Below are 26,904 nucleotides of genomic sequence, written 5' to 3'. Positions count from 1 at the left end.
CGCCCCTCCCATGCCGGCCGTGCCTGACTGCGAGTTGATAGCGTCAAGCAGGCTGCCAATTTCGGCCGCAGCCGATTTCACTGCGTCCACTACCGCATTGGTGGCGGTCATTGCGATCAGGCCAGCCATTGCCGATATTGCCAGGCCAACGCTGGCAACGGGAGCCGCTACAGTCGCAGGCACAGTACCGATGGTCAACAGTGTACTGGCAATAGCAGAGACCAACGACCCGATGGAATTCACCACGACCGAGACCGTACTGACTACATTCAGTCCTGCGGCGCTAATTGCCCCCACGTCGCCCGACGCTACGGCTTTATCGTAGCGTCCCATAGAGAGCGACATATCTCGCACCTGACCGTCAAGCTTGTTCATGGTTATCGTCAGCGTGCCGGTCGTGCCGACAAACGTACTGAGCCCCCCCAATGCCTCACTGCCGTTGACGGCTGCTATGTTACTAGCCGCCGCCGTACCGATGGCGAGAGCCGTCTCCGCGGGGTCACGCCCAGCGGCCGTCTCGCCGGCAATCATCATGGATGAAACAGCGTCGGATACTGGTCCGAAATAATCCGAAAACGTAAAGGTTGGCATTTATTGTTAACTCCATCCGGCGTTTATTGAAAAGCAAGTTGCGAATAGGGATTCGAATTAAACTTTTCTCAGATTAATCATCAAATTCTTTCGTTGCCCTCGCTCCCGGTGAGCAGCATTCTCGCGATATACCCACGATAAGGTTCAGGCAACGAATTGCCTTGTGAATAGAAAATTCGCACCGTCGCACAAGCTTCCTCATCAGACGCCGTCTTCAGCCCAGCCAATCTTTCAATAAATTCCTTGGATTGTGGTGCATACATTGATTTGGCAATCTTGACAATGCTTCGCGTTGCGTCTTCAGTGGAAAGGACGATAACTGGCGACCGATGTAGTTGCGCCTCGATCGCGGCTCTACCAACAGAAAACCATGCTTTCGCTTCCTCTGCATTAAATGAGTTCATTATCGAAGCAGACTGCGCCGTAAACTCTGTAGCATCAAAGTTTCCCTTTATCAACGTGGCGCAGACATGGTTGTCCAGCGACGGCAATATCTTGTTAACAGATGAAAATCGTTGCTCAAGTAAGTCCGTTGGCAAACGGGGCATTCCTTTTGCCGCCAGTTGACCAGATAACAGCATCAAACCAATTGGATCTGCTGCGCCATTTGCAGCCTTTATATCCTTGTTATTTAATAACCATTTTCGGTAGTCGTTGAACTCACTGTAAATGGGAGCCGATGCATCGTAAGGATTCACTCGCAGGGCAACGTAATTATTAGCGTCTGAATTTTCCTTGCCAAGGATCACCGGACGGATATTGTCGGCACCCCTTGCATTAATGTGGATATTGGCTAAATAGCCACCCAATAAAAAAGCCGCTGCAGCCGTGACAACCAAAATCGTAATATGAAGAGGATTTAATTTCATGTTAATTTCCATTTTCCGAGGCTGTAAATTCGGAGTCGTGGACGTCGCCGACGCGGTAGTCTTCCACCTCTCAGGTGCTCTTTTAACGTACCTTCACCAATGCAAAGCAGATGGAAGTTATAGCGATTGCAGCGGCCATCCATATTGGTTTTACTGTGTTAGACATTGATGTAATCCAAATCTGTTGGGGTGATCTTTATTGTTCGCGCGTTTTTTTGCGTTTGCAGAGATGATCCAGAAAACGCCGTACGGCCGTCTATTAGAAACATCTGCAATAGAGCCCGGAATTGTCGATGCTTAGGCGATGCGCACACGCACGGAAGGACGCAGAGGTCGCGAAAGTGGATCGGAACATGACTACCGAGGAACGGGCAGAGGGTGCCGTCGGAAGCAGAGGTAACGGGTCTTTCAGCTACAGGCTTGATCTCGCCTCCAGCATCGTATTGGAACCAGGTGCGGGAGTTCGCTGGCTGCGTAAGGGGTGACGGATTCACGTCGCTATAAAGAGCCAGTCTGGTTGCACGTCGGGTCAATGACGACTCGAATGAGTTGCACCGACGGCGTCTTATGCTTTTGCCGCGGCGCGTTGATTCCGGAGGCGGCGCATTGCAATAGACTCGGCTACACTAGGGATTGAGTCGCACAACGGCATTGTTCGATAGTCCTCAGTTGGCGGGTCAATCTGTGGCAAGTAATTCAGATTTGTATGGAACATAATTTAATTACCCTAGTTAGTAAATCTTTTCATTCCCGTTACGCCCTGTAAGGAGCAATCTCGTCATGTATCCACGATAAGGCTCCGGCAGCGCATTTCCTTTTGAATAAAGCGTGCGGGCCGTCGCGCATGCATCCTCGTCGCTTGCCGTCTTCAAACTGGCGAGCCCACTGAAATATGTTCTCGATTGGGATGCATTCGATAGCCTTGCTATTCTTATAATGGCTAGCGTTGCGTCCTCGGTCGATAACACGATATTTGGTGATCCGGCCAGTTCCGCTTCGATGGCAGCCTTGTTAACCTGGATCTAGGCTTTCGCTTCGCCTTCATCGAACGAGTTCATTACCGGAAAGGCCTGGATCGTGAACTCCGAGAGGTTGAACCCTCCTCTTATGAGCGTACTGCATGTATGAGCATCCAGAGACGCTATTATCTTATTTACCGATGAAAGGCGTTGCTCCAGCAGTTCTGTTGATATTTTAGACACCCCCTTGGCTTCCAGTGTGCCTGAAAGGTCCAGCAGATCTTGTGGATTTCCTGAAGGGCTGAGAGCGGCTATTTTTTTATTCTCGAGTACCCATTTACGAAATTCGTCATACTCACGGCGCATGGGTGAGGACAGTGAATACGGATTATCTGACGCGGCGGATCTATCGACAACGGCTTCGCCAGTTCGGCTGTAGGCGTTCTTGTTTTCATTGACCGGAGTCTTGGCATGGTATTTTGTGGTGACAAGGGATCCAAGAGAAAACGCGGCGACGGCAGTGACAAGCAGGACCGCAACATGACGGATATTTAGGTTGATAGTCATTACTATTTTTATATAGTGAATCGCAGCATAAATCGCCGAGGAAGGACGGGCGTCAGTCTCGCGCTCATATCGGCGCCGGAGGCGATTTTACGAAATGAAAAGGCTACGCCAACACTGCTTTCGCATTTATTTCTGGTGCCGCCCACCATCAGGGTTCTTCACGCCCTTCGTCTCTTGTCAAAAGCATTCTCGCCATGTATCCACGATAAGGCTCTGGTAGAGAATTTCCCCGGACATAGAGAATACGGGCCGTTCGGCAGGCATCATCGTCATCGGCAGCCTTTAGACTACCCAGCGCGGCAAGGAACTCTTTTGATTGAGGTTCATACATCGAACTCAGGAGTTTTCGGATGGTCCGTTTCGCGTCTTCGGCTGACAGAACAATAATTGGCGCTTCATTCAACTGTGCCTCGATGGCAGCTCTATTGACGGCGAACCATGCTTTAGATTCGGCCTCGCTGAATGATTCCATCACCGGAAAGATACGGTTTTCGAACTCCGAGTAGGGCATTTCTCCCCTCAAATATCTGCCACACGTATGAGTATCCAATGATGCCAATATCTTGCCAACAGACGAAAGACGTTCCTCCAGAAGAGCAGTTGGCAAGCGGGAGGCCCCTTTGTCGATATATCGGCCGGAGAGCAGAAACTTATCCGCCAAACTTAAGTCGCCGGTCTTTTCAGAAAATTTTTTATCTCCAAATAACCACCGACGATAATCTTCGGCAGCTTGATAAATCGGCGATGATTTTGAAAAAGAACTAACCCCTAACACCGGATTACTCCGCTTGATTTCCTCAATGCCACCCTTAGGCGCAAGATGCCAGCCACGAAAAAAAACGGTCACGACACAGACAATTACAACGCCGCTGAGAAAGAATTTCGTCGTCAATTTCATTCGTTTCTTCCGCTTGCGGTAGCTTGCTTCTGGGGCCATGTAGAAGTCCCGATTGACGATTTACTGCTTTGACGCCTTTTCGGCGTGACTTAATGATCGAAGAAAATCTGCATAGCGGTCCAGAGGAATTATCCGCATTAAGGCTCTGAAAAATCTGAATTCGCGTTCGGGCGCCCGTAGCAGTACGCCGTTGTTCTGTCTCCGCAGCGCGAACATACTTTGCGGAATCCATGCCGCGCCACATCGAGCAAGCGCTCTGTTACCTGCCGGTGTGGCATTGTTGCGGACATTTTCCGCGTCCGTCTGCAGTACCTGATATCTGCGTCAACCTGCCTGCCTGGTAAGCAGTAGTCGAGCGACTCGTCCCCGATAGGGTTCGTTCAGTCTGCTTCCTTGCGATAAAAGCGTCCGGGTCACAGTGCATGCCTCGCCATAAGATGCGGTGGGAAACCTGCGTAATCGCAGCAGAAATTCTGCACTTTGATTACCTGGCAGAGAGGCAGCGAACTTCATAAGATCGTATGGCGTTTGTTCGCTATCTATTGGCACCACCGGTTCTCCGTTAAGATCGGCCTGAATAGCTGATTTCTCAACAGAAAACCACGTATTCGCTTCGTCAGCATTGAAGTCGCCAATGACTGCGTTAGCGCTTGCAACGAACTGCGCTTGCGGTAGCTCTCTCTTCATGAATTTTCCGCATGACTCTACGTCAAGTGATTCAACTATCTTGCTCACCAGAGGAAGGTATTTCTCCAGCATGTCATCGGGCAGTCGTCCCATCCCGGTGGCCATAAGACGACTGGCCAGTTTCTGCCGGTCCACTAAGCCTGGTGATGCTGCAGCCCGACCGAGCTGAGCGTTTCCCATCAGCCAATCTAAAAACTTTTCCTGCTCTATGCGGGCCGGTGAGCCGATTGGGTAAGGGTTAAAAGCCGCGATCTGCGTTTCTGAGGCAGAACTCGGCCGGTCGCGTTTCACAAATGCAAAGCAGATGGACGTAATAGCAATTACAGCGGCCACCCATATTGTTTTTGCTGTCTTAGACATTCATGTAGTTTGGATCGGTGGGTTGATCGTTATCGCTCGCGCGTTTTTTTTGCGTATTCAAAGATGATCCAGAAAACACCGTATAGCCGTCCATCAGAAACGGCTGCAATAGGGTGGGGAATTGTCAGTGCGACTTGGGCGATCAACGAACGCACGCAAGGGCGCCGGGCTCGCGTCTCGGGTGGATATGAAAACTTGAGGTAAGCCCGGCCGTTCGGGTACAGGCTCGACATTGCGCCCGCCAGCGAGCGCCGGGGCATGGCCGGGCAGCATTTGGAAGAGCGCGAGTCGGTCTGGTCAGGGACCGCAGATTTGTCAAATTTCGACACAACCCTAGCGCGCCGCTCCGCGGTGTGATCGAATGGTTTGGCTGGTCCACGAACAGTGGCAGGCTTGAGCAGGCGGGGTTTTCTCCCTTTGACCTCCTGCGGGCCCGAATGCTAGTGGACCGGCGCCTACCGATATGCAAAAAACAGAACGAAATCCCGCCTCGCAGGGAGTGCGGTGAGTGCAGTGACCAGCGCGTTACCGATATACCCGCGATCAAGCACTAATCCGCCAGCCTCTTATCCGCCAAAGCACTCTGGCAATCCGCAATCACCTGCCGCACAAGCCTGGCTTGAGGATCGAGTTCATCCGTATCCAGAATCTCCTCGACCGCATCTCTGGCCCAATCGGCCTCGATAAACTGCGCATGCCGCCGCGCAATCTCAACCGCGGTGGCGGAGAGCTTCGCAACACTCAACCAGTCGGCCTCGCGCGCGCGGCGGTCGAGCCATTTATGCGCGGCCTGCACATGAAACGCCGCGTCGGGCCAATCCTCATTCAGGTAATAAGCGCCAAGACTTCCGCATGTGAGCCAGCACAACAGCTCCAAACGGTCACGTGGACTCAGATGATGGCGTACATCACTCATGGCGACGCTCGCTGCTGTAAATTGCGTTCCGGTGAGGATGGCAAGCCGCCGTCCTCCGCTTTCATTGAACAATATCACGCACAATTCAAGCGCGGCAATTCCTGAGTACCCTGGCGCGCCGGCACCACAGGCCGCCGCTCGCGGCCCGCAGAGCTAGCGGGTGGCGACGATGAACAGCCGCGGAAACGGCAGCAACACCGTGCCGTCGGCGAGCGCCGGATAAGCCGCGGCGATCGCGTCCCGGTATCGCTGCAGGAAGGCGGTTTGCCCGGCGTCGTCGAGTTCGGCGAGGAACGGCCGCAGCGCGCTGCCCTTGAACCATTCGACCACCGCGTCCGCGCCGCCCGCAAGCGGGTGGTGGTAGACGGTGCGCCATACGTCGACACGCGCGCACAGCGGCTCGAGCAACGCGTAGTACCAGCCGGCGCCGTACCGCACGGTGCGCTCGAGTCCCTTGAGCGTGGGCGCCCACGGGCCGTCCGCAGCGATTTCGCGCAGCAGGCGGTGCGCGGGTTCGTCCAGATTGTCCGGCATCTGCACGGCGAGGCTGCCGCCCGGCGCGAGCTTCGCCACGAGCGCCGGAAACAGCCGCTCATGGTCCGGCACCCATTGCAGCACCGCGTTGGCGAGGATCAGATCGTATGGTCCCGGCGCGTCCCACGTGGAAATGTCGCTCACGTCGAACTGGAATTGCGGCAGGCGTTTGCGGGCCGCCTCGATCATGTCGGGCGAACTGTCCATGCCGCTGACCGCCGCGCCCGGCAGGCGCGCGGCGAGCGTTTCAGTCGAATTGCCGGGTCCGCAGCCAATGTCCACCGCGGTCTTCACGTCCGTTGCCGGCACGGCCGCCAGCAGATCCCTGACCGGACGTGTGCGCTCGTTTTCGAACAACACGTACTGCTTTGCTTCCCAATCCTTCTTCGACGTCATCTGATACCCCTTTTGTGCGTGATGGCCGGACCGGTTGCCGGCGCTGCCGTCTGCCTCGCGTCCTGAGTTGAACCGTGCCGGTTCGCTCATTCTCGCTCACGCACGGGCATCATTGCTTCATGCGAAGTCGGTCGAGCGCGACAGCGCTTCCCACGCGTCGATCTCCGCGTTCAGTGCGGCCAGTTTCGATTTCACCAGATCGAACGCGTCGTTGCCGAGCAGCAGATGCACCGGCGGATTGTTCGCCGCGACGATCGCGAGCAGCGCCTGAGCCGCTTTGCGCGGATCGCCGGCCTGCTTGCCGCTCTTCATTTCGCGCGCTTCGCGGATCGGGTCGAACAGGGCATCGTAATCGGAGATGCTGCGGCCTGCGCGAACCATCGAGCGGCCGGCCCAATCGGTGCGAAACGAGCCGGGCGCGACTGCGGTCACCTTGATGCCGAAGCCTGCCACTTCCTTCGCCAGCGTCTCGGTGATGCCTTCGAGCGCGAACTTGCTGCCGCAATAGTACGCAATGCCGGGCATCGTGATAAAGCCGCCCATCGACGTGATGTTGATGATGTGACCCGAGCGGCGCTCGCGCATGGCGGGCAGCACGGCCTTGATCATCGCCACCGCGCCGAACACGTTGACGTCGAACTGCCGGCGCATATCGTCGAGCGGCGACTCTTCCAGGGTGCCTTCGTGCCCGTAGCCGGCGTTGTTGACCAGCACGTCGATCGGCCCGACGGTTTGCGTGATCGCGGCGACGGCGGGCGCGATGGCATCGAATTGCGTCACGTCGAGCACGATGGCGTGGGCCCGTTCGGCGGCTAGCGCCGCGAACGCGCTGCGCGCGGCGTCATTGCGCACCGTGCCGACGACGGTATGGCCCGCGTCGAGCGCCGCCTGCGCGAATGCCTGGCCGAAGCCGGAACTGACACCGGTGATCAGAAACGTTTTGCTCATGGTGATCCACTCCTTTGTTTTGCCGGTCGTCACACGGCGCCTTCGGATGAAAGCGCACGGCATCGACCGGCCTGCACAGGACAGAATGGTAGGAGCGGCAAAGGCGGGCGAAAATGCCGGTTCGTCTGCGGTGATTGCCTAATCCTATGAGCAGATGGATTTTCCAGCGCGACGGTGGCACATTGCAGTCTGGTTGATTACGTTGACAGGGATCGGAATGGCGTTCAAACACGGAGAACCCCCCGCGCGGCAACGCATGGTGGCCTTGCTCGAAAATCTCGCACCGGTGGAAGGCTACAACCTCACGATCTTGCCCGACGTGCGCTTCCTGCGTTCTAACCGGCCGCTCAGCCGCACGCCCGTGCTGTACGACCCGGGTGTGGTGATCGTGTGCCAGGGGCGCAAACGGGGCTTTCTCGGCGACACGGTGTACGTGTACGACGCGCAGCACTACCTGGCCGTCTCGGTGCCGGTGCCGTTCTCGATGGAAACCGAAGCGAGCGCGGCGAAGCCTTTGCTTGCGATCTATTTGCGCCTCGACTTCAAGGTCGCCGCCGATCTGATGCTGCAACTCGACGAGCGCGACGCGGGCGTGCCGGCCGAGCCGCGCGGCATGATGTCGACGCCGCTCGATGCCAAGCTGAGCGCCACGGTGCTGCGCTTTCTGGAAGCGATGAGCGTGCCGCTGGAGGCGGAGTTGCTCGGACCGGCGCTGGTACGCGAAATCTACTTCCACGTGCTGACCGGCGAGCAGGGCGGATCGATGCGTGCCGCGCTAACCGCACAAGGCCAGTTCGCGAGGATCGCCAGGGTGATCCGCAAGATTCACGCGTGCTATCGCGAACCGCTCGACGTCGGCCAACTCGCGCTCGAAGCAAACATGAGCGTGCCCACTTTGCACGCGCACTTCAAGGCGGTGACGCGCACCTCGCCGATGCAATATCTGAAGTCGACGCGGCTTCATCAGGCGCGCCTTCTGATGGTGAGAAACGAGGTGACGGCGGCGTTGGCGTCCGTGCAGGTCGGCTATGAGAGCGCTTCGCAGTTCAGCCGCGAGTTCAGGCGCCTGTTCGGCCGCAGCCCAGTGGAGGAGGCCGAGCGGATGCGCAGAACCTTCGCCATTCCGCCGCCCGCGCCGGGCTCGATCTTCGTCGCGTCGCACTGAGCGGGCTAATGGGCTAATGGGCTGGCCCGGTGCTCACGACGCGAACCGTGCCTGTCCGCTCCAGCGCGCCGTCGATACACTTTGAACCCATGCTGCAGATTCTCGGCAAGACCTCGTCCATCAACGTCCGCAAAGTCCTGTGGACGTGTGCGGAGCTCGCGCTTCCATTCGAACAGGAAGATTGGGGCTCCGGATTTCGCGCGACCAGCGTGCCCGAATTTCTCGCGCTGAATCCCAACGCGATGGTTCCCGTCATCAGGGACGGCGATTTCGTGCTGTGGGAGTCGAACTCGATCATTCGCTATCTGGCCGGCCGCTATCACGGCGAGTCGTTATATCCCGCCGATCCGTGCGAGCGCGCCCGCTGCGATCAGTGGATCGACTGGCAGGCGAGCGAATTGAACCGCGCCTGGAGCTATGCCTTTCTGGCGCTGGTCCGGCGTTCTCCGGCACACCAGGACCGAAGCCAGATCGATCTGTCGTGCGCGAATTGGGCGAGGCATATGGCCATGATCGAAGGGCAACTGGCAAAAACCGGCGCGTTCATCGCGGGAAGCGCGTTTTCGCTCGCCGATATTCCGATCGCGCTGTCAATCAACCGCTGGTTGGAAACGCCGTTGCAGCACGGCGATTTGCTCGCCGTCGAGGCATATATGGCACGTCTCGCCACGCGCGAAGCTTACTGGGCGTACTGCCGCAACGGCACACCATAACGCCTGCCAGCGAACGCAGTCCGTCTTGCGCAGACGCTTGCGGACATCTGCTCCGTTTACAAAATACGTATGCGACGCTTACGAATTGCTGGCGGCGCAAGCGCTTCTGCGCACCGTGCTCCGAGTCGCCTACAATGGCCGCTTTTGCGACACCGATTGAAGGTTCCACGATGCGGGTATCGAAAATTGCGCTGGCGTTACTGACAGCGTGCTTCACTCTGAATGCGAGTGCCGAGATGACGGCCGCGCAGTACAAAAAATGGGCGCACGCCGATAACAACTCGATCTACGCGGCGTACATTACCGGCACGATCAACGCGTTCGGCTGGGCGAACGGCGACCTGGTATCGAAGAAGCGTCCGCCGCTTTTCTGCCCGCCGCAAAATCTCGCCATTGGCAACCAGAACGTCTACCCGTTGCTCGACGAGTTTTTCAACAATCACCCGAGCATTTCGGACGACTTTCCGATCGGCCTCGCGATTCTTCGTTCGCTTCAGGCCGCGTTTCCTTGCTGAGATAGATCGGGGCAACGTGACCGGCGGTGCTGTATAGCGAACGAGGCCGCCGCAAGCCCTGCATTCATCAAACCTGAACGAGCTTCGGAATCTGCACGTCCGGATTGACGTCCGCTTCGTAGTCCACGCCCGCGATCTCGAAGCCGAACAGACGCAGGAAATCCGTCTTGTAGCCGCTGAAATCGGTGAGTTCGTAGATATTGTCGTTGGTCACCTGACTCCAGAGTGCCTGCACGCGGTTCTGCACCTCAGGGTCGAGCTCCTTGTAGTCCGCGCGCAAACGCCCTTCGTCGTCGAGATGCGGAGCCGCGCCGTACAGGCTGTCCTTGTACAGGCCATAGACCTGCTCGATGCAGCCCTCATGCGTGCCTTTTTCCTTCATGACCTTGAAGAGCAGCGACAGATACAACGGCATCATCGGGATCGCGGAGCTGGCCTGCGTGACGACCGCCTTGAGCACGGAGACGCGCGCATCGCCGCCTTTGGCCGCCAGCTTCTCGCGAATGCCGAGCACCTTCTGGTCGAGGTCTTTCTTGGCGGCGCCGATCGAACCGTTCCAGTAAATGTCGTGCGTGATTTTTTCGCCGAGATAGGTGAACGCGGTGGTCTTCGCGCCGTCCGCGAGCACACCGGCTTCGAGCAGGGCGTCGATCCACATCTGCCAGTCTTCGCCGCCCATCACCGCGACGGTGTGGTCGATTTCGTCCTGGGTGGCGGGTTCGAGCACGGTTTCCTTGATGACTTCCTTGTCCGTGTCGATACCGCGCAGATTCACGGCCTTACCGACCGGCTTCAGGGTCGAGCTGAACACTTCGCCGCTTTTCGGATGCGTGCGCTTGGGCGCGGCGAGGCTGTAGACGACCAGATCGACCTGACCGAGATCGCGCTTGATGACCTCGATGGTGCGCTGCTTGACTGCGTCGGAGAAGGCGTCGCCGTTGACGCTCGTTGCGTACAGGCCTTGTTCCGTGGCGAATTTCTCGAAGGCGGCGGTGTTGTACCAGCCGGCGGTGCCCGCCTTGGTTTCGCTGCCGGCGCGCTCGAAGAACACGCCGAGCGTGGCGGCGTCGGAGCCGAATGCCGCGCTGATGCGGGCGGCTAGGCCATAACCCGTGGATGCGCCGATCACGAGCACCTTCTTCGGGCCATTGGCGATGGGGCCGCGTGCCTTGACGTACTCGATCTGTTCCCGGACGTTGGCCTCGCAGCCGGTCGGGTGAGTAGAAACGCAGATGAAGCCACGCACGCGCGGTTTGATGATCATGAAGCACCTCTTGTCGGAATTGGCGACATTATAGTGGGCCTCGATTGTTGCGGGCGTGGCGGGCGCGCCGCGCCGGTTTGGCGGCTTGCGGCGCTCCCGCCACGCGCTGGGACCACAAAAATCGGCTGCCGCCGCGCATCTTGGTAGGATTGCGCCTTTCCAAGCCGACTACGAGCTAGTGTGAAGCGCCTGATCCCCTCATTGCTGGAGACCCTTGAAAAAGGGCTGACCCTGGCGAACCCGCTGATCGCCCAAGCCCTGTGGCACTTGCGCCATCCGACCCGGCGCGGCGTGCTGAAGGCTTGTGCCGCGATTCCGCTGCTGTTCGTCCTGTACGTGCTGATCCTGATTCCGTTCACGCCGGGCATCGGCGACATCCGCAAGGCGAAGGTCGAGCAGCCGGCGCAGATTCTGTCGGCGGACGGCAAGCTGCTGGCGGAATTCAAGCCCTCCAACCGCGAATGGGTCAAGCTCAAGGACATCTCGCCGAACGTGGTGAACGCGCTGATCGCCACCGAAGATCACCGTTTCTACCAGCATTGGGGTCTCGACTGGCGGCGCACGGCCTCGGCCGCGCTGCATACGTTTTCCGGCGACCGGCAGGGCGGCTCGACCATCACCCAGCAGCTCGCCCGCAATCTCTACCCCGACGAGATCGGCCGCGCGCCGACGCTCACGCGCAAGCTCAAGGAAGCGATCACGGCTTTCAAGATCGAGGCGCTCTACACCAAGGACGAGATTCTCGAGACCTACCTGAACACGGTGCCGTTCCTCTATAACGCGTACGGCATCGAGATGGCGGCCCGCACCTATTTCGACAAATCGGCCTCCGATCTGACCGTGCTGGAAAGCGCGACGCTCACCGGCATGCTGAAGGGCAATAGCTACTACAACCCGGTGATCAACCCCGAACGTGCGTTGCAGCGGCGCAATACGGTGCTCGGGCAGATGGTCAAGTACGGCAAGCTGACGCCAGCGGCCTACGCCACGCTCAGCCGCAAACCGTTGCGCATCGATTTCGAGCGCCAGACCGAACCGCCCGGACCGGCGCCGCACTTTGCGCAGCAATTGCGCAAGTGGCTGGCGTCATGGGCGGATCGCAACGACTACAACATGTACGCCGACGGGTTGGTGGTGCGCACCACCATCGACTCGCGTCTGCAGACTATGGCCACCCAGGCGGTCACCTTGCAGGGCAACCAGTTGCAGGGCATCGCCAATTCGGCGTGGGGCACTCGCGCGGGCTGCTCTAACGGGCGCGACCTGCTGCAAACCTTTCTGCGCGAAACACCGGACTATCACGCCGCCAAAGACGCGGGCCTGAGCGACGACGACGCGCTCAAGCGCGTCTCGTCCGATCGCGACCTCGTGAAGTCGCTGTGCGAGTCCAAGACGCGCGTACAGGCGGACTTTCTGGCGATGGACCCGCGCAACGGCCAGATCCGGGCATGGGTGGGCAGCCGCGACTTCAGCCAGGATCCGTTCGACCACGTCCAGCAGGCGCGGCGCCAGCCGGGTTCGACCTTCAAGCCGTTCGTCTACGCGGCGGCCTTCGAGGCAGGCGCCAAGCCCACCGATACCTTCGTGGACAAGCCGGTGGAAATTCCGCTGGCAGGCGGCGAAGTCTGGCGTCCGAGCGACGAGGACGAGCCGAGCGAACGCAACATCAGCCTGCGCGACGGCCTCGCGTATTCGCGCAACCGGATCACCGCGCAGTTGATGGAAACGGTGGGGCCGAACAAGGTCGCGCGCCTTGCCCGCGCGATGGGCGTGCGCGACAGCGAGCTGGACCCGGTGCCGTCGCTCGCGCTGGGCACGAGCCCCGTCACGCTGAAGGAGATGGTCTCGGCCTACAGCACAATCGCCAATCTGGGCGGCTACGTGGAGCCGGTGATGGTCACGCGTATCGAGGACCGCAAGGGCGACGTGCTGGCCGAGTTCGCGCCGGTGCCGCCCAAACAGGAACTCTCCGCCGATGCCGACCGGATGCTCATCGACGTCATGCGCGACGTGGTGAACCGCGGCACGGGGTCGAGCATTCGCAGCCGCTTTGGCGTGCGTGGCGATGTCGCCGGCAAGACGGGGACGACACAGGGGAATGCGGACGGCTGGTTCATCCTGATCCATCCGCAGCTCGTGGCGGGCGCGTGGGTCGGCTTCAACGACAGCCGCGTGACCTTGCGCAGCGACTATTGGGGGCAGGGGGCGCACAGCGCGCTGCCGATCGTCGGCGATTTCTTCCAGCGCGCGCAGCGCTCGAGGCTGATCGATACCCGCGTCAAATTCGCGACCGACCAGGAGCCGGGCTGGTTCGCCGAGCGCTCGGCCAGGTTGCGCGAGTGGTTCGGGAATCTGTTCGCATCGTCGTCGCCGGCCGGGCCGGAGGCGACGGTTGCGCCGCGCGGTACGACGCGGCGCGCGCCGGCTGCTGCTGTGCCTGCGGTGCCTGCCGTACCCACGGAGCCGTCGGCGTCCGTTACGGTGGCGGAGCCGCGTGACATACCGCAACCGCCGTTGCTTCAGGCGCCCGGGTCCGCGCCGGGTTCAGCGCCGACAGCAGCGAGCGGGGCGGTCGACGGTGAAGCGCGCGGCGGTGGCGAGCCGGCGTTGGCGCCGACGCCCACGCCCGACGATGTGGTGCCGCCGGACGCCGGCAGCCCGGCCAACGCGTTGCCGGAAACGTCGACGAACGGCGGCAGCTCGCCTTGAGGTGCGAAGCTGGCACGATGTCGACGCAGAGCCGGCGCCGAGGTCCGATTGCGGACGTTTTTGCGCCGCACGCCGTGCTCGTCACGTCCACGGAATGTGCACCTTGTCGAGATTGCGATCGAGCTGATACGCGGCGCTGATCAGCGCCAGATGCGTCAAAGCCTGCGGAAAATTGCCGAGCGCCTCGCCGCTGGTTGCCACCTCCTCGGAGAACAGGCCGACGTGATTGGCGTACGCGAGCATCTTCTCGAACACGAGCCGGCCTTCGTCCACGCGCCCGGCCCGCGCCAGCGCTTCCGCGTACCAGAACGAACAGGCGCTGAAACCGCCTTCTATGCCGGGCAGGCCGTCGAGAGTCGAGCCTCGCGTGTAGCGGAAGATCAGCGGGTCCACCTTGAGTTCGCTGCCGATTGCGTCGAGCGTGCCGAGCCAGCGCGGATCGGTCGGACCGATAAAGCGCACGAGCGGCATCATCAGCGCGGATGCATCGAGCCGTTTCGAATCCGGCGTCTGCACGAACGCGCCCAGTTCGTCGTTCCAGAAGTTCTCGTGGATGTCGGCGCGGATTGCGTCGCGTGTATCGAACCAGCGCTTGAGCGGCGCGGGCAGCGAACGCTTTTCCGCCAGACGCAGCGCACGGTCCAGCGTGACCCAGCACATGAGCCGGGAATGGAGCAGGGGCCGCAGGCCGTTGCGAAACTCCCAGATGCCGTGGTCCGGCTCGCGCCAGTGTTCGACCACGTAATCGACGGTGCGCGTGACGTCGCGCCAGCCTGCGTGAGAGATCGCGGCGCCGTACTTGTTGTACAGATAGATCGCATCCAGCAGTGCGCCGTACACGTCGAGCTGGATCTGCTCACGCGCGGCGTTGCCGACGAGCGGCGCGCCCGTGGCGCTGTCGCCGTTCGATAGCGACGCGACTTCGGTCTCCGCGGGCGGCTTCCTGCCGTCGACGGTGTACATGACGTTCAGCGAGCCGTCCGAGTCGCAATGACGGCTGCGCTCGGCGATCCACTTCATGAAATGCCGCGCTTCGCCGGTATAGCCGAGGCGCAACAGCGCGTACACGGAGAAAGCGGCGTCGCGAATCCAGGTGAAGCGATAGTCCCAGCGACGCGAACCGTCGAGCGCTTCGGGCAGGCCGAAGGTCGGCGCGGCCACGATCGCGCCGTGCTCGCTGGAACTGAGCAGCTTCAAGGTCAGCGCCGAGCGCATCACGACTTCGCGGTAGCGGCCGCGATAGGTCGATTGCGCCGACCAGCTTCGCCAGTACTGCATCGTATCGGCGAGCGCCGCTTCGCAGTCGAATGACTTTTCGCGCAAGCCGGCGGCGTCGCCGAAAGCGAAGCCGGCCGACTCGCCATGCTGGAGTTCGAATTCGGCATGCGCGGCGCGGCCGTCGAGTGCGAGGGGCAGGGTGCTGTTCAGGCGCAGTTGCATTTCGCTGCCGCCTTCAATGCCAGTCTGCGCGGCGCGAAATTCCACCGCTCCGTCTTCGACGATATGCGCCGTGTGCGTGCCGTCCGCGTAGTCGAAGCGCGGTTCGCAACGCATCGTGAACGCCATGCGCCCATGCACCATCCGTACGACGCGGATGACGCAGTTCGGCAACGGCGTATCGGCGCTGAGCTCGCCGCCGTCCCTGGGCACCGGCATGAAGTCCATCAGTTCGCACACGCCTTCGGGCGTCATGAAACGCGTCAACAGAACATTGGTGTCCGGAAGATACATCTGCTTGACGTTGGCGGTTTCGCACCTGGGGGCGATCGAAAAGGCACCGCCACGCGAAGGTTCGAGCAGGCTGGCGAAAATGGCCGGAGAGTCGATGCGCGGAAAACACATGAAGTCGATCGAGCCGCGCAGCGAAACCAGCGCTGTCGTTTTCATATTGCCGATCACGCCGCGCGCGTCGGTCGCGAGGGCGGGTCTCGGCAGGAAAGGTCGATGATCGGGCATGCCTGCACACTCCGTGAAACGAGCCACGATGCGCTCACATGAACGACCGTCAGCAACGACCGTGCCGGGCCGGATTGTTCAGGCTCAAGCAACAGTGTTTTCAGATGGCGAGGCTGATCTCTGGCGCGCGATTGCGGATAATTCATGACTGGTTAATCCGCAATGATGTGCAGGTGATACATGTTCAACACGGTTTCAGGCCGCATACGCGAAGACGCGGCGACATCCGGCGTGCTCAGCGGGCGAATCCCGTTGTCGCGGCACGCGCGCGCGGTCGTCGCGGCCATTGCCGCGTGCGCGAGTCTGATGGGATGCGCGTCATCCAGCGACGTGGTGGCCACCGGCAAGCCCAACACCTACGCGGTCGCGGCAAGCGCGACAGGCGGCCGGATGGCATGGGCTCGCGCGCATGAACAGGCCATGAATCAGGCGCGCGACTATTGCGAGCGCCGCGGCATGCAGACCAGCGTGACGATGGAAACCGTCAGCGGCGTGCAAGTGCTGACGGAGCATGGGTCATCCATGAACTTCGAATGTCATCCGAAATTCTAGGCGTGAAATCGGCGTTGCATCTTGTCATGAATCGATTGGTCGTCGCCTTGCCGGTCGATCGTCAGCATCCCTGAGTACACCCTCGATCCCGAGAAAATCCGCGTTGCGCGATGGCGCTTGCCGTGGATATTCGCGGCAGCGCAGGTGGCGAGCGGGCCTGGTTATCCGTATTTACTATTGGCCGAGAGCCGCCTACGATAGATTGAGGTTCCCGCCTCACGACCCATACGATCGTGGTAGCGGAGATTCGGTAGCCCGCCGACCGGCCGGCTTACAAACAGGCCTGAAAATGGGCTTAAAACAGGCTTGGCAACGGTTCGCAGCGAACCTGTTGCAAGCTTTCCGACAGGCACCGTCGATACGCGAGCTAACCGGCTCTTCACGGTAACCCGGGCGGATGACTCGACTCCAGCGCGCAACCAGCATTGCCAGAAAGAGAATACTGCGCGGGTCGAAGCTCTCCGTTGTCCCAGTGCGTCTTACGGCACTAACCATCTCGCGGGAGAGCGCCATGATTCGCGCCGAACGTCGGATCGTGTTCGCGGCCATCGCGGTATTCGTCGCGCTGGCCGGCATGGCAATGGTCATTCACGGTGTGCTGTTCGACACTCGCAACGCGACGTTATACGGCGGCGTGCTGCTGGTGGTCGGCGTCGCGGTGCTCGCGCTGATGCTGACTCCGCGGCCGACGGACAAGTTGTGAGGTTTCGCGATGCTTGAGGAAGTGTTCCGGTCTTCCGTTCCGGCAAGGCCACGTCTTGCCCGGACAGTAAGACAATAAGCGAGACGTCCCGCGCAGGGGCGCTCAGGCCGGCCGCTACGAGGCGCTCGCCTCGCCGTTTTTTTCGCCTGACGATTTTCGCTTTCTTTGAAGGGAAGGCGACCGCTCGGTCAAGCGCGCCTCCGCGTCCTGATCTGCCGAACCCGCAGTCGCGAACTGCCGGCGGAATTCAGCCGGCGTCGTCTGCTTCGCGGCCTTGAACTGTCGATTGAAATTGGCAACGTTCGCGAAGCCGGACCGCGCGGCGATCACGGCGACAGGCAGAGAGGTATCGGCCAGCATCCGGCACGCGTGTCCAATGCGAACCCGGGCGATATACCGGCCCACGCTCTCACCGATATGTTGAACGAAGTAACGCGTGAGCGTGCGTTCCGACAGGCTGGCCGCCGCGCAGAGTTCCGGCAGCCGCAGCGGTTCGGCAAAGCGCGCGTCGATCATCGAAAGCACGCGGTTGATCTGTTCGGGCTCGTGGCCGGATGGACCCATGCTCGCCTGATTGAACGCGCTCGGCGAAGCGAGCGGTTGACCCGGCGCGTCAGCGAGCATGCACAGAATATCGAGCGCGGCGCTCAGGCGCTCGCGCGCCACGTTCGATAGCAATTGCTCCAGCCGCCCACGCATCCATTCACCCGCAGGCGGTTCGAACGCCAGCCCACATGCGGCCCTGCGCAACAGCTTGCGCAACGGTTCATATTCGCGGCAACAGTCAGCCATGCGCCGCGCCCAATCGCCGTCGAACCAGATAACGATGGCGACTTGCGGCGAGGACGGCTCGATCGAGCGATTCGATGCCCACGTATGCGGCAAATCCGGCGGCACGAGGACGAGATCCTCGGCCTCATAGTCGTTGACCGAGTCGCCGATGTAGCGCTTGCCATGACTGTTCATGGTCAGCGTTAACTCGTACTCCGGATGATGATGCCACTCGAACGGAATACGCGGGAGCCGCCGGTGGTAAACCCGGACCGAACAGTCCTTGCCAAATTCGACGTGTTCGTAGGCTGGTTTCATGGCCGAAAACGCAAATGAATTGCCTGAATAGTATCACCACGGCCCGCATGCGCGGCATATCCTAGCGCATACGAAATTCATACGGAGACATTCATGGCGCTGAAAATCGATGACTTGCCAGGCGCAATCCGGCAAGCAAAAAAGGAGTTGCGCGCGGCCTTGCCGAACTACCGGGAGGTGTTCGCCGAAGTCGAAGCGGCGATCATTGCCGAGGCAAAGCGAATCGCCGCTCAGCGGGATCGTGGAGAAGACGTCATTCCCGAGATTCAGTTTTCAGACATAACCGGACAACGTGTCACGCCGGACCAGATTGCGCTCGTCAAGGCGCGTGGTGCATGCGTTATTCGTCAGGTGTTTCCTCGCGTACTCGTGCACGGCTGGGACCAGGACATTGCCAACTATGTCGAGACCAATAACCTCGACAAACGCCTCGAAAACCGCGCCGAGGACAAATACTTCGGCCAGTTGGCCTCAAGCAAGCCGCAGATCTATGGCGTGTACTGGTCGAAGCCGCAAGTGCTGGCCCGTCAGTCGGAATCGCTGACCGTGGCGCGCGTGTTCCTCAACAAACTGTGGCGCAATGAGAGCGACGGGCGCGTCCACTTCGATCCGCTGCATGTGCCTGTCTATGCCGACCGTTTGCGTCGCCGGCCGCCTGGCTCGGCGTCGCTCGGCTTGTCGGCGCATTGCGACGGCGGCTCGGTCGAGCGTTGGATCGAGAGCAATTTCCGCAAGGTGTACCGCCACGTGTTCGCGGGCAATTGGCGCGACTACGATGCTTTCGACGCGGCGTTCCGAACCGATGTCGAGGAAATCGCTTCGCCGGCCGTCTGTTCGATGTTCCGCACGTTTCAGGGCTGGACAGCCTTGACCCCGCAAGGCCCTGGCGACGGCACGCTGCAACTCGTCCCGATTGCCAATTCGATGGTGTATATCCTGCTGCGCGCGCTTCAGGACGACGTCGCGGAAGACGACCTGTGCGGTGCAATGCCCGGACGCGCGCTCTCGATCAAGCCGGAATTTCATGCGCCACTGTTCGAGGCATTGTCGTCGATTCCCAGAATGGAAGCGGGCGACACCGTGTTCTGGCACAGCGACGTCATCCATGCGGTCGAAGACGAGCATAAGGGCGCCGGCTATAGCAATGTGATGTACATTGCCTCCGTCCCCGCGTGCGCAAAAAACGACGCTTACCTGAAGCGTCAATTGCCGAGCTTCCTGAAGGGTGAAAGCCCGCCTGATTTCCCAGCCGACCATTTTGAAGTCGATTTCACCGGCCGCGCCACGGCTGAAGACCTGACGCCGCTTGGCAGGGCACAACTCGGGTTTGATCTGTAGTTGACATGGGCACGCACGCGCGGTCGTCTGATTGCGCACGCGTCGTCCAACCATAACGAAAAACTCGGAGACTGCAATGAAACGATCACTGACGTCGGTTGCGACGGCTGTCACGCTGCTCACGGCTGGAACGCATGCGGCATTTGCCGCCGAACAGCTCTCGGTGCTGCACTGGTGGACCTCCGGCGGCGAATCGAAAGCGATCCGCGTGCTCAAGGACGATATGAGCAAACAGGGCTACGAGTGGAAAGACTTTGCGATCGCGGGGGGCGCGGGCGCGGCGGCCATGACCGCGCTGAAGACGCAGGTCATCTCGGGCAACGCGCCCTCGGCGGCGCAGATCAAGGGGCCATTGATCCAGGATTGGGCGGAGCAGGGGTCGCTGGTCACGATCGATCAGGCCGCGACCGATTGGAAGGCACATACGCCCGCGCAAATAGACAGTGCCATGAAGGCGGGCGGTCACTATGTGGCTGCACCGTTCTCGGTGCATCGAATCAACTGGTTGTGGATCAACAAAGCCGACCTCGACAAAGTCGGCGGTACGCCGCCCACCACATGGCCCGAGTTCTTCGCACTCGCCGACAAGTTTCGCGCAGCCGGCATCACGCCTGTTGCGCATGGTGGTCAGCCTTGGCAGGATATGACTATCTGGGAGACGGTGGTGCTGTCCCAGGGCGCGGACTTTTACCGGAAAGCTCTCGTCGATCTCGATCAGAAAACGCTGACTTCGCCACAAATGGTGCAGGTGTTCGAGACTGTCCAGAAAATCCGCACTTACTTCGATAAGGGCTATCACGGCCGCGACTGGAATCTCGCGACGGCAATGGTGATTTCCGGCTCGGGCGGCATGCAGTTCATGGGCGACTGGGCAAAGGGAGAGTTCGCCAACGCGAACAAAAAGGCGGATGTCGACTATATCTGCGCCGCCGCGCCCGGCACGTCGAATGCCTATACGTACACGGCGGATGCATTCGTGTTCTTTCAGCAGAACGGCAAAAAGGATGCGACGCCGGGGCAGCTTGCGCTCGCCAGAACGATCATGTCGGTTGATTTCCAGCAGCAGTTCAGTCTCTACAAGGGTTCCATTCCTGTCCGGCTCGATGTGCCTATGGACAAGTTCGACAGCTGCGCCAGAAAGTCACGTACGGACGAGCTGGCCACGATCAAATCGGGCGGATTTCTGCCGTCGCTGGCTTTCGGTGAGCTTCAGTCCTCGGTGACCGCCGGCGCGATAACCGACGTCGTCACGAATTTCATGAACTCGAATGAGGATGCGAAAGAGGGCGTGCGAAAGCTTGCCGCTGCCGCGAAGGTCAAATAAGAGCACTGTATTGACTCTTTATCAAACGCTGCTTGACTGTTGAAAGGAGACAACGATGGATCCGGTAGCAAGGCGAAAATGGCCGCGTTCAGGGCTCGAAACAACTGTGATGGGGTTCGGCGCGGCGCCGATCGGCAACATCTTCAGGCCGATCAGCGAGGAGGATTCGGCTGCACTGATCAAGGCAGCGTGGGACGCAGGCGTGCGCTACTTCGACACCGCGCCGATGTATGGCTACGGCTTGAGCGAGGCGCGCTGCGGGCAGGGGCTGCGCTGGTGTCCGCGTGACCAGTATGTGCTGTCGACGAAGGTTGGACGGCTCCTGAAGCCGCGCAAGCGCGCCGAGATCAACTTCGCGCCGTGGGTTGATGGACTGCCGTTCGAGCCGGTTTTCGACTACAGCTACGACGGCACGATGCGCTCGATCGAAGACAGTCTGCAGCGGCTGGCGCTGGAGCACATCGACATCGCGCTGATCCATGATATCGACGTCTTTACTCACGGCGAGCGTCAACCTGAGATGTTCGAGGCGGCGATGGCGGGCGCGTCGAAGGCCCTGCTGAAACTGCGTGACGAAGGGGTGGTGAAGGCGGTGGGGCTGGGTGTCAACGAGTGGCAGGTCGCCCACGAGGCGATTCGCCGGCAGGATTTCGACTGCCTGCTGCTGGCGGGGCGCTACACGCTGCTGGAGCAGGATGCGCTGGACGGCTTTCTGCCGCTTTGCGAAGAGAAACAGGTGTCGGTGATTCTCGGCGGCGGCTACAACAGCGGCATTCTCGCGACGGGCGCGGTGCCCGGTGCCAAATATAACTACGCGCCCGCGCCGGAAGCGATTCTGGAACGCGTGCGCAAGATGGAGCAGGTGTGCCGCGAGTTCTCGGTGCCGCTGAAGGCAGCGTCGCTGCAATTCGTGCTCGGTCATCCGGCTATTCCTACCAACATTCCGGGCGTGCGCACGGTTGCTCAACTGGAAGACAATCTTCGAACCTTCCGGGCTGAAATTCCAGCGGAATTCTGGGCGGAATTGAAACGCCGCGAGTTGATCCGCGAAGATGCGCCGACGCCGCAGTAGGGTTTGTATATGGAGTGCGCCTGGCCAATTTAGCGGAAACACGACATCTGAACTTTGGACTAACAGACAATTTGTTGATAATTTATATTATGTCAAATATTGGATTTAATCCCAGGACGCTCGATCCTCCTATCGTTCATTCGCTTAAACGAACCGCCAGCCTGTTCCGGGCTGGCCTTACTCATCCCCACGAATCAAGATTGGCGTTTCCCGCGCCCACCAGCGGGTTTGCCAGCCGGCTTACGTGACCCCGCAGTTGGCTTGCCGGCGGGCTTGCTACGTGGCTTTTGCACGCTGAATGGGCTACCGCCCACCAGGCTTGTGCCCTTACCCACAGCCACGGCGCATTGCGCCGCAAGCTTGGGTTGGTTTTCGCCACTTTGCGGGCGCGGTTTTTTGCTGAGCACCTGCATGTCGCGCGGCGCAGCGTGCGGCACTCTGGACTTCTTGGGTTTTTTGGGCTTCCTGATGATCTCGCCCGTCGCGCTAGTTTGCGGCACGCGGTGTTCTGCTTCAAAACCCGGTTCTTCTTCACGGCGCAGCGTTTGCCGGATCAGTGCTTCAATCGCGGCCAGTTGCGGCGCTTCATCGGCACACACAAGGGACACCGCCACGCCGCTGGCGCCCGCGCGGCCGGTACGGCCAATCCGGTGCACGTAGTCCTGCGCCACGATCGGCAGATCGACGTTGATCACCAGCGGCAGATCGTCGATATCCAGACCGCGCGCAGCCACATCGGTGGCTACCAGCATCTGTACTTCGCCCGTCTTGAAACGTTCCAGCGCACGCAAGCGCGCGGGTTGCGGTTTGTCGCCGTGGATGGTGTCGACCGCATAGCCCGCTTCATCCAGCATGGCCGCCAGGTAATCCACGCCATTGCGGGTTTTGACGAACACCAGCGCGTGCCGCCAGTTGTTCTCAGCCACGAGGTGCATGAAAAGGTCAGGCTTGTTCTTTTTATCCACCGTCACCACCCACTGCCTGATCTTGCTAGCCGTGGCATTGGGCGGGCTGACGCTGATATTGAGCGGGTCGCGCAAAATGCCCGCCGCCATCGCGCGGATATCATCGGTAAACGTGGCAGAGAACAGCAAGGTCTGGCGCTGAACGGGCAACGCAGCAAAGACGGCGTTGAGCTCGCGCGCAAAGCCCAGATCCAGCATGCGGTCGGCTTCATCCAGCACCAGCGTTTGCACCTGATCAAACTGCACGGCGTTCTGGCGATTGAGATCCAGCAAACGGCCCGGCGTAGCGACGAGCACATCCACGCCTTTGCGCAGCTTCATCATCTGCGGGTTGATACTCACGCCGCCATAGGCGGCCAGAAATCGTAAGTCGAGGCCTTTGCCGTAATCGATAAAGCTTTGCAGCACCTGTTCGGCCAGTTCACGCGTGGGCACCAGTACCAGAACACGCGCGCGGTTGCTGGACACCGCCGGGCCGTGTTGCACCAGCCGTTGCAACAGTGGCAGCGCAAAACCCGCCGTTTTGCCAGTGCCGGTCTGTGCCGCAGCCATGACGTCCTTGCCACTCAGCACAGCAGGAATCGCCTTGGCCTGCACCGGCGTAGGTGTCTGGTAATTGAGATCCTGCACGTTACGCAGCAAAGGATCGATCAGGCCAAGTGAGGCAAAGGACATTGGCGTATTCCGGGCTAAAGCCGCAATTCTAGCGGGTACTTTGTCACGCGAGTTGTAGAACCCATTGACTGCGCCAAAGCGGCGCTTCAAATGGAGTGGAAAAATACTGCGCCGTGTGAATCCTCACGAACCCCGGCGTGCGAGCGGACTGAACCCCGTGCCATACTTGCGGATCCTCCTGCCTCTATGTCAACGACCGTGATAACCGCCCTTCCCGCGTCCATCGGCTTTAACCTCAACCCGCTGAACCGCCGCTCCGACAAGCGGGACGACCACGCCTACCTCGAGCATCTGCGCAGCGACCCGGCCGCGCGGTTTCTTGTCTTCGACGGCGACGTCCCCTTGCTCAAGCGAGGCAGCGAGCACGACCCGTGGTTCGTCTCCAGCGAGACCGCAGCCTTCGGCCAACCTCTGCATAGCGTCTTCCTCGGGGAAGACACCGACGGCAGCGGACGGTTCGCGCTTGGCTTCGCGCTCGACCTTGCGCCAAAGGCCCCTTTGCCAGGCACCGGCCATGAGCGCATCGACCTGCGCTCGCTCGCGCAGCAGGGCCTGGTCGCTGCGGGAGCGCTCGGCATACTGGCCGAGGCGAAGTCGATGCTCGACTGGCATCGCCGCCACTCTTTCTGCGCGAACTGCGGCTCTGCAAGCCGCGTCGCGATGGCCGGCTGGCAACGCGCCTGCGATGTTTGCGGCGCACGCCATTTTCCCCGGGTGGATCCCGTCGTGATCATGCTGGTGATAGACGGTGAACGTTGTCTGCTCGGCCGCCAGCGCCAATTTGCCCCCGGCATGTATTCGGCGCTTGCCGGTTTCGTTGAGCCGGGCGAGACGGCGGAAGACGCCGTGCGCCGCGAAGTGATGGAGGAGGCTCGCCTGAAGTGTGAACAGGTTGTCTACTTCGCGTCTCAGCCGTGGCCCTTTCCTTCATCGCTGATGATCGGCTGCTTTGCACAGGCGAGCGATACCGACATCGTCGTCGATACGGCCGAACTCGAAGACGCTCGCTGGTTCACGCGCCAGGAGGTCGCGGCAATGCTCGCGGGCACGCATGCGGACGGGCTGTCGGCGCCCAAGCCGTTCGCCATTGCCCATCATTTGCTGCGGGCGTACGTCGAGAAAGGCGGCTCGATATTGCTCGGCTGAGGATCCCGCAAAAAGAGCACTGCACTTACTGCACGGCACCACCGCGGTGATTCCGTTGCCCGCGCGCCGCAGGCGTATCAGAAGTTCGGCTATTGAGTCAGTCGCGGAGATTGCGTGCGCGACTTTGAGGAGTCGGCCGGCACGGCAATCACCAGCGCAACAACCGTGGCCCCAGCAGCGCGCCGACGATCGCCGGCAACAGCATTCCAAGCACGTACCACACACCCCAGAATGGAATCCCCATCTCCGGGCAATGCAGGCAATACGCGAGCGTCGCGGTCGACCCGGCCAGCAGGCCGCCCACGGCGCCTGTCAACACGAGCCGGGTCGGCGCCAGTCCTTTGAGTGCCCAGAACACGGCCACAAAGCCGGGAATCGACAGCATCGCGATATTGAACGGACAGACCCGCCAGGTTTTGCCGAGCACGAGTGCGAGTCTCGCGTCGCCCGGTGCGGCCATCAGTACATACGCACCGGCCAACCACACCGCCGCGACGGGCGCCGCGATCAGCCAGCCGCTGCCGCCCGTGCGCAAGCCGGGACGGGCAAGCCGCGTCGACATCCACAGCGAGCCGATCATCACGCATAACGGCAACGCGATCTTGGCCCAAAAGATCGGCGTGACCGCCACTTGGGCGAGATCGCGCCGGATGCCGAGCACCAGCGCCATGATCAGCGTCGCACCGGCCGCGCCGGCCAGCATCGCGACGCCGAAGCGTTTCGTGAGCGCGTAACGGTCCACCGGCGCGACGCCGGTGGCAAGCAGGGAAATAAAGTCATCCGTTTTCATCGCGTTCCTCGAATCTTTGCAGCCAATGCCTTGAGTCCACGATGTACGCCAATCTTGACCGCGGACTCCGACAAGCCGGTCAATTTCGCGGTCTCCGTCACGGACAGCCCTTCGAGCTTCACATGCACGATCGGCAGGCGCTGGCGATCAGGCAACTGTTCGAGCAGTTTCCCAAGGTCGCGCTTTGCTTGCGCCGGTTCGAGATCGGGTGCGGCGAGCAACTCGAACGCGTCGTCAAGCGGATCGTTCAGCGCGTCGTGCCGGGCGCGCGCCCGAAAGTAATCCGTCAGCTTGTAGCGTGCGATCGCGTGGATCCATGCGGTCAGCGGTTCCTGCGTGCGGTAGGTATGCCGTGCGTTGTGCACTGCAAGCAATATTTCCTGCACGAGATCTTCGGCGTCGGACGCGCCGTCGTGAAGCCGCCTGCGCAGGAAGCCGCGCAAGTGCGCGCCCAGTTCCGCGAGAAATTGCCGGTACGCGGCACCGTTGCCGTCCAGCCCACTCAGGAACAGGGTTCGCAGATGCGCCTCTTTCGCCTGCGCTGCGGTGATATCGGTAGTTCGATTCATCTGGGACGTCGGTTACAGGAAACAGGAGTTTATTCCATCACCCCGTGCACTGGAGCGCACGACCGTGCCGCACTGCCCTCTTTTTCCGTTTCGGCAAAAAAAATCGCGCCTGCTGTAACCGCGCCGGCACTCGTGGCGAACTACCTCACAGATGCGGAATGACGACGCATCGGTAGTTGCCGGAAAGCAGGTTCACCTCATAAACACACGGATCCTATACGCCGCTTAGGCCGCACGGTCCGATCAACAATATTCAAGGAGTTGCCATGAAAAGCATTGCAATCGCAGTATTCGCCGCAGCGTTGCTCGTCGGCGGTGGTTCGGCGTTCGCCCAGGCGAGCGGCGCCATGTCCCATGATTCGATGTCGAAAGACGCGATGAGCAAGGACTCGATGGCCAAGGACTCAATGTCCAAAGATTCGATGAGCAAGGACGCAATGGCCAAGGACTCGATGAGCAAAGACGCAATGGCCAAGGACTCGATGAGCAAAGACGGCAGCAAGATGAAACCCGACGCGATGAAAAAAGGCGACGCGATGAGCAAGTAAGTCCCCGGGGTGCGTTCCCGGCCCGCCGGCCGCGAATGCACCTCCGGATCCTCATGCCGTTTCGCCTGCCCAGCGGGAGCCGGTCC

Annotated in this window: 25 protein-coding genes; 11 read left to right on the top strand and 14 right to left on the bottom strand. The window is 60.5% G+C overall.

Annotated elements, in window-relative coordinates:
- From NE850_RS34835 to NE850_RS34800, 8 genes are all read right to left on the bottom strand, one after another.
- Positions 1-591: hypothetical protein (locus NE850_RS34835; RefSeq protein WP_310700029.1), on the bottom strand; the 591-nt coding region annotated here is incomplete at its 3' end.
- A gap of 80 nt (positions 592-671) precedes the next feature.
- Positions 672-1,460, bottom strand: a complete 789-nt coding sequence (locus NE850_RS34830; RefSeq protein WP_310700028.1) for a hypothetical protein — start codon at positions 1,458-1,460, stop codon at positions 672-674.
- A 1,022-nt stretch (positions 1,461-2,482) separates the two neighbouring features.
- Positions 2,483-2,986 carry a hypothetical protein gene (locus NE850_RS34825; RefSeq protein ID WP_310700027.1) on the bottom strand — a complete coding sequence of 168 codons (504 nt, stop codon included), beginning with the start codon at positions 2,984-2,986 and terminating at the stop codon, positions 2,483-2,485.
- Between the two features lie 148 nt (positions 2,987-3,134).
- On the bottom strand, positions 3,135-3,923 hold the full coding sequence (locus NE850_RS34820; protein ID WP_310700026.1) for a hypothetical protein: 789 nt from the start codon (positions 3,921-3,923) through the stop codon (positions 3,135-3,137).
- 285 nt (positions 3,924-4,208) lie between these two features.
- Complete coding sequence (locus NE850_RS34815; protein ID WP_310700025.1) at positions 4,209-4,931, bottom strand: hypothetical protein; 723 nt, start codon at positions 4,929-4,931, stop codon at positions 4,209-4,211.
- A gap of 550 nt (positions 4,932-5,481) precedes the next feature.
- Positions 5,482-5,847 (bottom strand): hypothetical protein, encoded by a 366-nt coding sequence (locus NE850_RS34810; protein ID WP_007181921.1) that lies wholly within the window; start codon positions 5,845-5,847, stop codon positions 5,482-5,484.
- Positions 5,848-6,000: 153 nt separating this feature from the next.
- Positions 6,001-6,777 carry a trans-aconitate 2-methyltransferase gene (tam, locus tag NE850_RS34805; protein ID WP_011488380.1) on the bottom strand — a complete coding sequence of 259 codons (777 nt, stop codon included), beginning with the start codon at positions 6,775-6,777 and terminating at the stop codon, positions 6,001-6,003.
- A 117-nt stretch (positions 6,778-6,894) separates the two neighbouring features.
- Entirely contained in the window at positions 6,895-7,725 is an 831-nt protein-coding gene (locus tag NE850_RS34800) for an oxidoreductase (RefSeq protein ID WP_007181919.1), read from the bottom strand.
- Between the two features lie 217 nt (positions 7,726-7,942).
- Between NE850_RS34800 and NE850_RS34795 the strand changes: the two genes are divergently transcribed.
- The 3 genes from NE850_RS34795 to NE850_RS34785 all read left to right on the top strand — a co-directional run bounded on the left by NE850_RS34795 (position 7,943) and on the right by NE850_RS34785 (position 10,118).
- On the top strand, positions 7,943-8,890 hold the full coding sequence (locus NE850_RS34795; protein WP_165185965.1) for an AraC family transcriptional regulator: 948 nt from the start codon (positions 7,943-7,945) through the stop codon (positions 8,888-8,890).
- Positions 8,891-8,979: 89 nt separating this feature from the next.
- The gene (locus tag NE850_RS34790) at positions 8,980-9,603 is read left to right on the top strand and encodes a glutathione S-transferase family protein (protein ID WP_007181917.1); all 624 of its coding nucleotides are present in this window, start codon (positions 8,980-8,982) and stop codon (positions 9,601-9,603) included.
- Between the two features lie 170 nt (positions 9,604-9,773).
- Positions 9,774-10,118, top strand: coding sequence for a hypothetical protein (locus tag NE850_RS34785; RefSeq protein ID WP_007181916.1), 345 nt, complete (start codon positions 9,774-9,776; stop codon positions 10,116-10,118).
- 67 nt (positions 10,119-10,185) lie between these two features.
- Here the strand turns inward: NE850_RS34785 and fabV are convergent, their stop codons facing one another.
- Positions 10,186-11,382, bottom strand: a complete 1,197-nt coding sequence (fabV, locus tag NE850_RS34780) for an enoyl-ACP reductase FabV (RefSeq protein WP_007181915.1) — start codon at positions 11,380-11,382, stop codon at positions 10,186-10,188.
- A gap of 180 nt (positions 11,383-11,562) precedes the next feature.
- Between fabV and NE850_RS34775 the strand changes: the two genes are divergently transcribed.
- Positions 11,563-14,091, top strand: a complete 2,529-nt coding sequence (locus NE850_RS34775) for a transglycosylase domain-containing protein (RefSeq protein WP_310700022.1) — start codon at positions 11,563-11,565, stop codon at positions 14,089-14,091.
- Positions 14,092-14,172: 81 nt separating this feature from the next.
- Here NE850_RS34775 and NE850_RS34770 read toward each other — a convergent pair whose 3' ends face one another.
- Positions 14,173-16,047 carry a glycoside hydrolase family 15 protein gene (locus tag NE850_RS34770; RefSeq protein WP_310700019.1) on the bottom strand — a complete coding sequence of 625 codons (1,875 nt, stop codon included), beginning with the start codon at positions 16,045-16,047 and terminating at the stop codon, positions 14,173-14,175.
- A gap of 180 nt (positions 16,048-16,227) precedes the next feature.
- On the opposite strand from NE850_RS34770, the gene NE850_RS34765 reads away from it, so the two are divergent.
- Both NE850_RS34765 and NE850_RS34760 read left to right on the top strand, forming a co-directional pair.
- The gene (locus NE850_RS34765) at positions 16,228-16,599 is read left to right on the top strand and encodes a hypothetical protein (RefSeq protein WP_165185974.1); all 372 of its coding nucleotides are present in this window, start codon (positions 16,228-16,230) and stop codon (positions 16,597-16,599) included.
- 511 nt (positions 16,600-17,110) lie between these two features.
- Positions 17,111-17,302: a DUF2964 family protein gene (locus NE850_RS34760; RefSeq protein ID WP_165185977.1), complete on the top strand. Its 192-nt coding sequence runs from the start codon at positions 17,111-17,113 to the stop codon at positions 17,300-17,302.
- A gap of 114 nt (positions 17,303-17,416) precedes the next feature.
- Here the strand turns inward: NE850_RS34760 and NE850_RS34755 are convergent, their stop codons facing one another.
- Positions 17,417-18,391 (bottom strand): helix-turn-helix domain-containing protein, encoded by a 975-nt coding sequence (locus tag NE850_RS34755; RefSeq protein ID WP_007181910.1) that lies wholly within the window; start codon positions 18,389-18,391, stop codon positions 17,417-17,419.
- A gap of 93 nt (positions 18,392-18,484) precedes the next feature.
- Between NE850_RS34755 and NE850_RS34750 the strand changes: the two genes are divergently transcribed.
- The 3 genes from NE850_RS34750 to NE850_RS34740 all read left to right on the top strand — a co-directional run bounded on the left by NE850_RS34750 (position 18,485) and on the right by NE850_RS34740 (position 22,125).
- Positions 18,485-19,729 carry a DUF1479 domain-containing protein gene (locus NE850_RS34750; protein WP_007181909.1) on the top strand — a complete coding sequence of 415 codons (1,245 nt, stop codon included), beginning with the start codon at positions 18,485-18,487 and terminating at the stop codon, positions 19,727-19,729.
- 76 nt (positions 19,730-19,805) lie between these two features.
- Entirely contained in the window at positions 19,806-21,053 is a 1,248-nt protein-coding gene (locus NE850_RS34745) for an ABC transporter substrate-binding protein (protein WP_007181908.1), read from the top strand.
- A gap of 55 nt (positions 21,054-21,108) precedes the next feature.
- Positions 21,109-22,125 (top strand): aldo/keto reductase, encoded by a 1,017-nt coding sequence (locus NE850_RS34740; protein ID WP_007181907.1) that lies wholly within the window; start codon positions 21,109-21,111, stop codon positions 22,123-22,125.
- Between the two features lie 194 nt (positions 22,126-22,319).
- Here NE850_RS34740 and NE850_RS34735 read toward each other — a convergent pair whose 3' ends face one another.
- Positions 22,320-23,765 carry a DEAD/DEAH box helicase gene (locus NE850_RS34735; protein ID WP_165185995.1) on the bottom strand — a complete coding sequence of 482 codons (1,446 nt, stop codon included), beginning with the start codon at positions 23,763-23,765 and terminating at the stop codon, positions 22,320-22,322.
- A 186-nt stretch (positions 23,766-23,951) separates the two neighbouring features.
- Here NE850_RS34735 and nudC point away from each other — a divergent pair, with 186 nt between their 5' ends.
- Positions 23,952-24,911: an NAD(+) diphosphatase gene (gene nudC, locus NE850_RS34730; RefSeq protein WP_007181905.1), complete on the top strand. Its 960-nt coding sequence runs from the start codon at positions 23,952-23,954 to the stop codon at positions 24,909-24,911.
- Positions 24,912-25,059: 148 nt separating this feature from the next.
- Here the strand turns inward: nudC and NE850_RS34725 are convergent, their stop codons facing one another.
- Together NE850_RS34725 and NE850_RS34720 are read right to left on the bottom strand one after the other, a co-directional pair.
- Entirely contained in the window at positions 25,060-25,701 is a 642-nt protein-coding gene (locus NE850_RS34725; protein ID WP_310700014.1) for a DUF1109 domain-containing protein, read from the bottom strand.
- Entirely contained in the window at positions 25,698-26,270 is a 573-nt protein-coding gene (locus tag NE850_RS34720; RefSeq protein ID WP_007181903.1) for a sigma-70 family RNA polymerase sigma factor, read from the bottom strand. The genes NE850_RS34725 and NE850_RS34720 overlap by 4 nt, the downstream gene beginning before the upstream one ends.
- A 266-nt stretch (positions 26,271-26,536) precedes the next feature.
- On the opposite strand from NE850_RS34720, the gene NE850_RS34715 reads away from it, so the two are divergent.
- On the top strand, positions 26,537-26,818 hold the full coding sequence (locus tag NE850_RS34715; protein ID WP_310700011.1) for a pentapeptide MXKDX repeat protein: 282 nt from the start codon (positions 26,537-26,539) through the stop codon (positions 26,816-26,818).
- The last annotated feature ends 86 nt before the right edge of the window (positions 26,819-26,904 follow it).

Source organism: Paraburkholderia sp. USG1 (assembly GCF_031570135.1).
Taxonomy (GTDB): Bacteria; Pseudomonadota; Gammaproteobacteria; order Burkholderiales; family Burkholderiaceae; genus Paraburkholderia; species Paraburkholderia dioscoreae.
This window is presented reverse-complemented; position numbering and strand designations above follow the sequence as displayed.

What these genes read in the sequence shown, in the direction of transcription:
- NE850_RS34830 (WP_310700028.1), bottom strand. Translation starts at nt 1,460, where the DNA reads ATGAAATTAAATCCTCTTCATATTACGATTTTGGTTGTCACGGCTGCA.
- NE850_RS34745 (WP_007181908.1), top strand. Translation starts at nt 19,806, where the DNA reads ATGAAACGATCACTGACGTCGGTTGCGACGGCTGTCACGCTGCTCACG.
- NE850_RS34810 (WP_007181921.1), bottom strand. Translation starts at nt 5,847, where the DNA reads ATGAGTGATGTACGCCATCATCTGAGTCCACGTGACCGTTTGGAGCTG.
- NE850_RS34740 (WP_007181907.1), top strand. Translation starts at nt 21,109, where the DNA reads ATGGATCCGGTAGCAAGGCGAAAATGGCCGCGTTCAGGGCTCGAAACA.
- NE850_RS34820 (WP_310700026.1), bottom strand. Translation starts at nt 3,923, where the DNA reads ATGGCCCCAGAAGCAAGCTACCGCAAGCGGAAGAAACGAATGAAATTG.
- nudC (WP_007181905.1), top strand. Translation starts at nt 23,952, where the DNA reads ATGTCAACGACCGTGATAACCGCCCTTCCCGCGTCCATCGGCTTTAAC.
- NE850_RS34755 (WP_007181910.1), bottom strand. Translation starts at nt 18,391, where the DNA reads ATGAAACCAGCCTACGAACACGTCGAATTTGGCAAGGACTGTTCGGTC.
- tam (WP_011488380.1), bottom strand. Translation starts at nt 6,777, where the DNA reads ATGACGTCGAAGAAGGATTGGGAAGCAAAGCAGTACGTGTTGTTCGAA.
- NE850_RS34790 (WP_007181917.1), top strand. Translation starts at nt 8,980, where the DNA reads ATGCTGCAGATTCTCGGCAAGACCTCGTCCATCAACGTCCGCAAAGTC.
- NE850_RS34720 (WP_007181903.1), bottom strand. Translation starts at nt 26,270, where the DNA reads ATGAATCGAACTACCGATATCACCGCAGCGCAGGCGAAAGAGGCGCAT.
- NE850_RS34765 (WP_165185974.1), top strand. Translation starts at nt 16,228, where the DNA reads ATGTTCAACACGGTTTCAGGCCGCATACGCGAAGACGCGGCGACATCC.
- fabV (WP_007181915.1), bottom strand. Translation starts at nt 11,382, where the DNA reads ATGATCATCAAACCGCGCGTGCGTGGCTTCATCTGCGTTTCTACTCAC.
- NE850_RS34715 (WP_310700011.1), top strand. Translation starts at nt 26,537, where the DNA reads ATGAAAAGCATTGCAATCGCAGTATTCGCCGCAGCGTTGCTCGTCGGC.
- NE850_RS34725 (WP_310700014.1), bottom strand. Translation starts at nt 25,701, where the DNA reads ATGAAAACGGATGACTTTATTTCCCTGCTTGCCACCGGCGTCGCGCCG.
- NE850_RS34825 (WP_310700027.1), bottom strand. Translation starts at nt 2,986, where the DNA reads ATGACTATCAACCTAAATATCCGTCATGTTGCGGTCCTGCTTGTCACT.
- NE850_RS34800 (WP_007181919.1), bottom strand. Translation starts at nt 7,725, where the DNA reads ATGAGCAAAACGTTTCTGATCACCGGTGTCAGTTCCGGCTTCGGCCAG.
- NE850_RS34795 (WP_165185965.1), top strand. Translation starts at nt 7,943, where the DNA reads ATGGCGTTCAAACACGGAGAACCCCCCGCGCGGCAACGCATGGTGGCC.
- NE850_RS34770 (WP_310700019.1), bottom strand. Translation starts at nt 16,047, where the DNA reads ATGCCCGATCATCGACCTTTCCTGCCGAGACCCGCCCTCGCGACCGAC.
- NE850_RS34760 (WP_165185977.1), top strand. Translation starts at nt 17,111, where the DNA reads ATGATTCGCGCCGAACGTCGGATCGTGTTCGCGGCCATCGCGGTATTC.
- NE850_RS34815 (WP_310700025.1), bottom strand. Translation starts at nt 4,931, where the DNA reads ATGTCTAAGACAGCAAAAACAATATGGGTGGCCGCTGTAATTGCTATT.
- NE850_RS34785 (WP_007181916.1), top strand. Translation starts at nt 9,774, where the DNA reads ATGCGGGTATCGAAAATTGCGCTGGCGTTACTGACAGCGTGCTTCACT.
- NE850_RS34735 (WP_165185995.1), bottom strand. Translation starts at nt 23,765, where the DNA reads ATGTCCTTTGCCTCACTTGGCCTGATCGATCCTTTGCTGCGTAACGTG.
- NE850_RS34750 (WP_007181909.1), top strand. Translation starts at nt 18,485, where the DNA reads ATGGCGCTGAAAATCGATGACTTGCCAGGCGCAATCCGGCAAGCAAAA.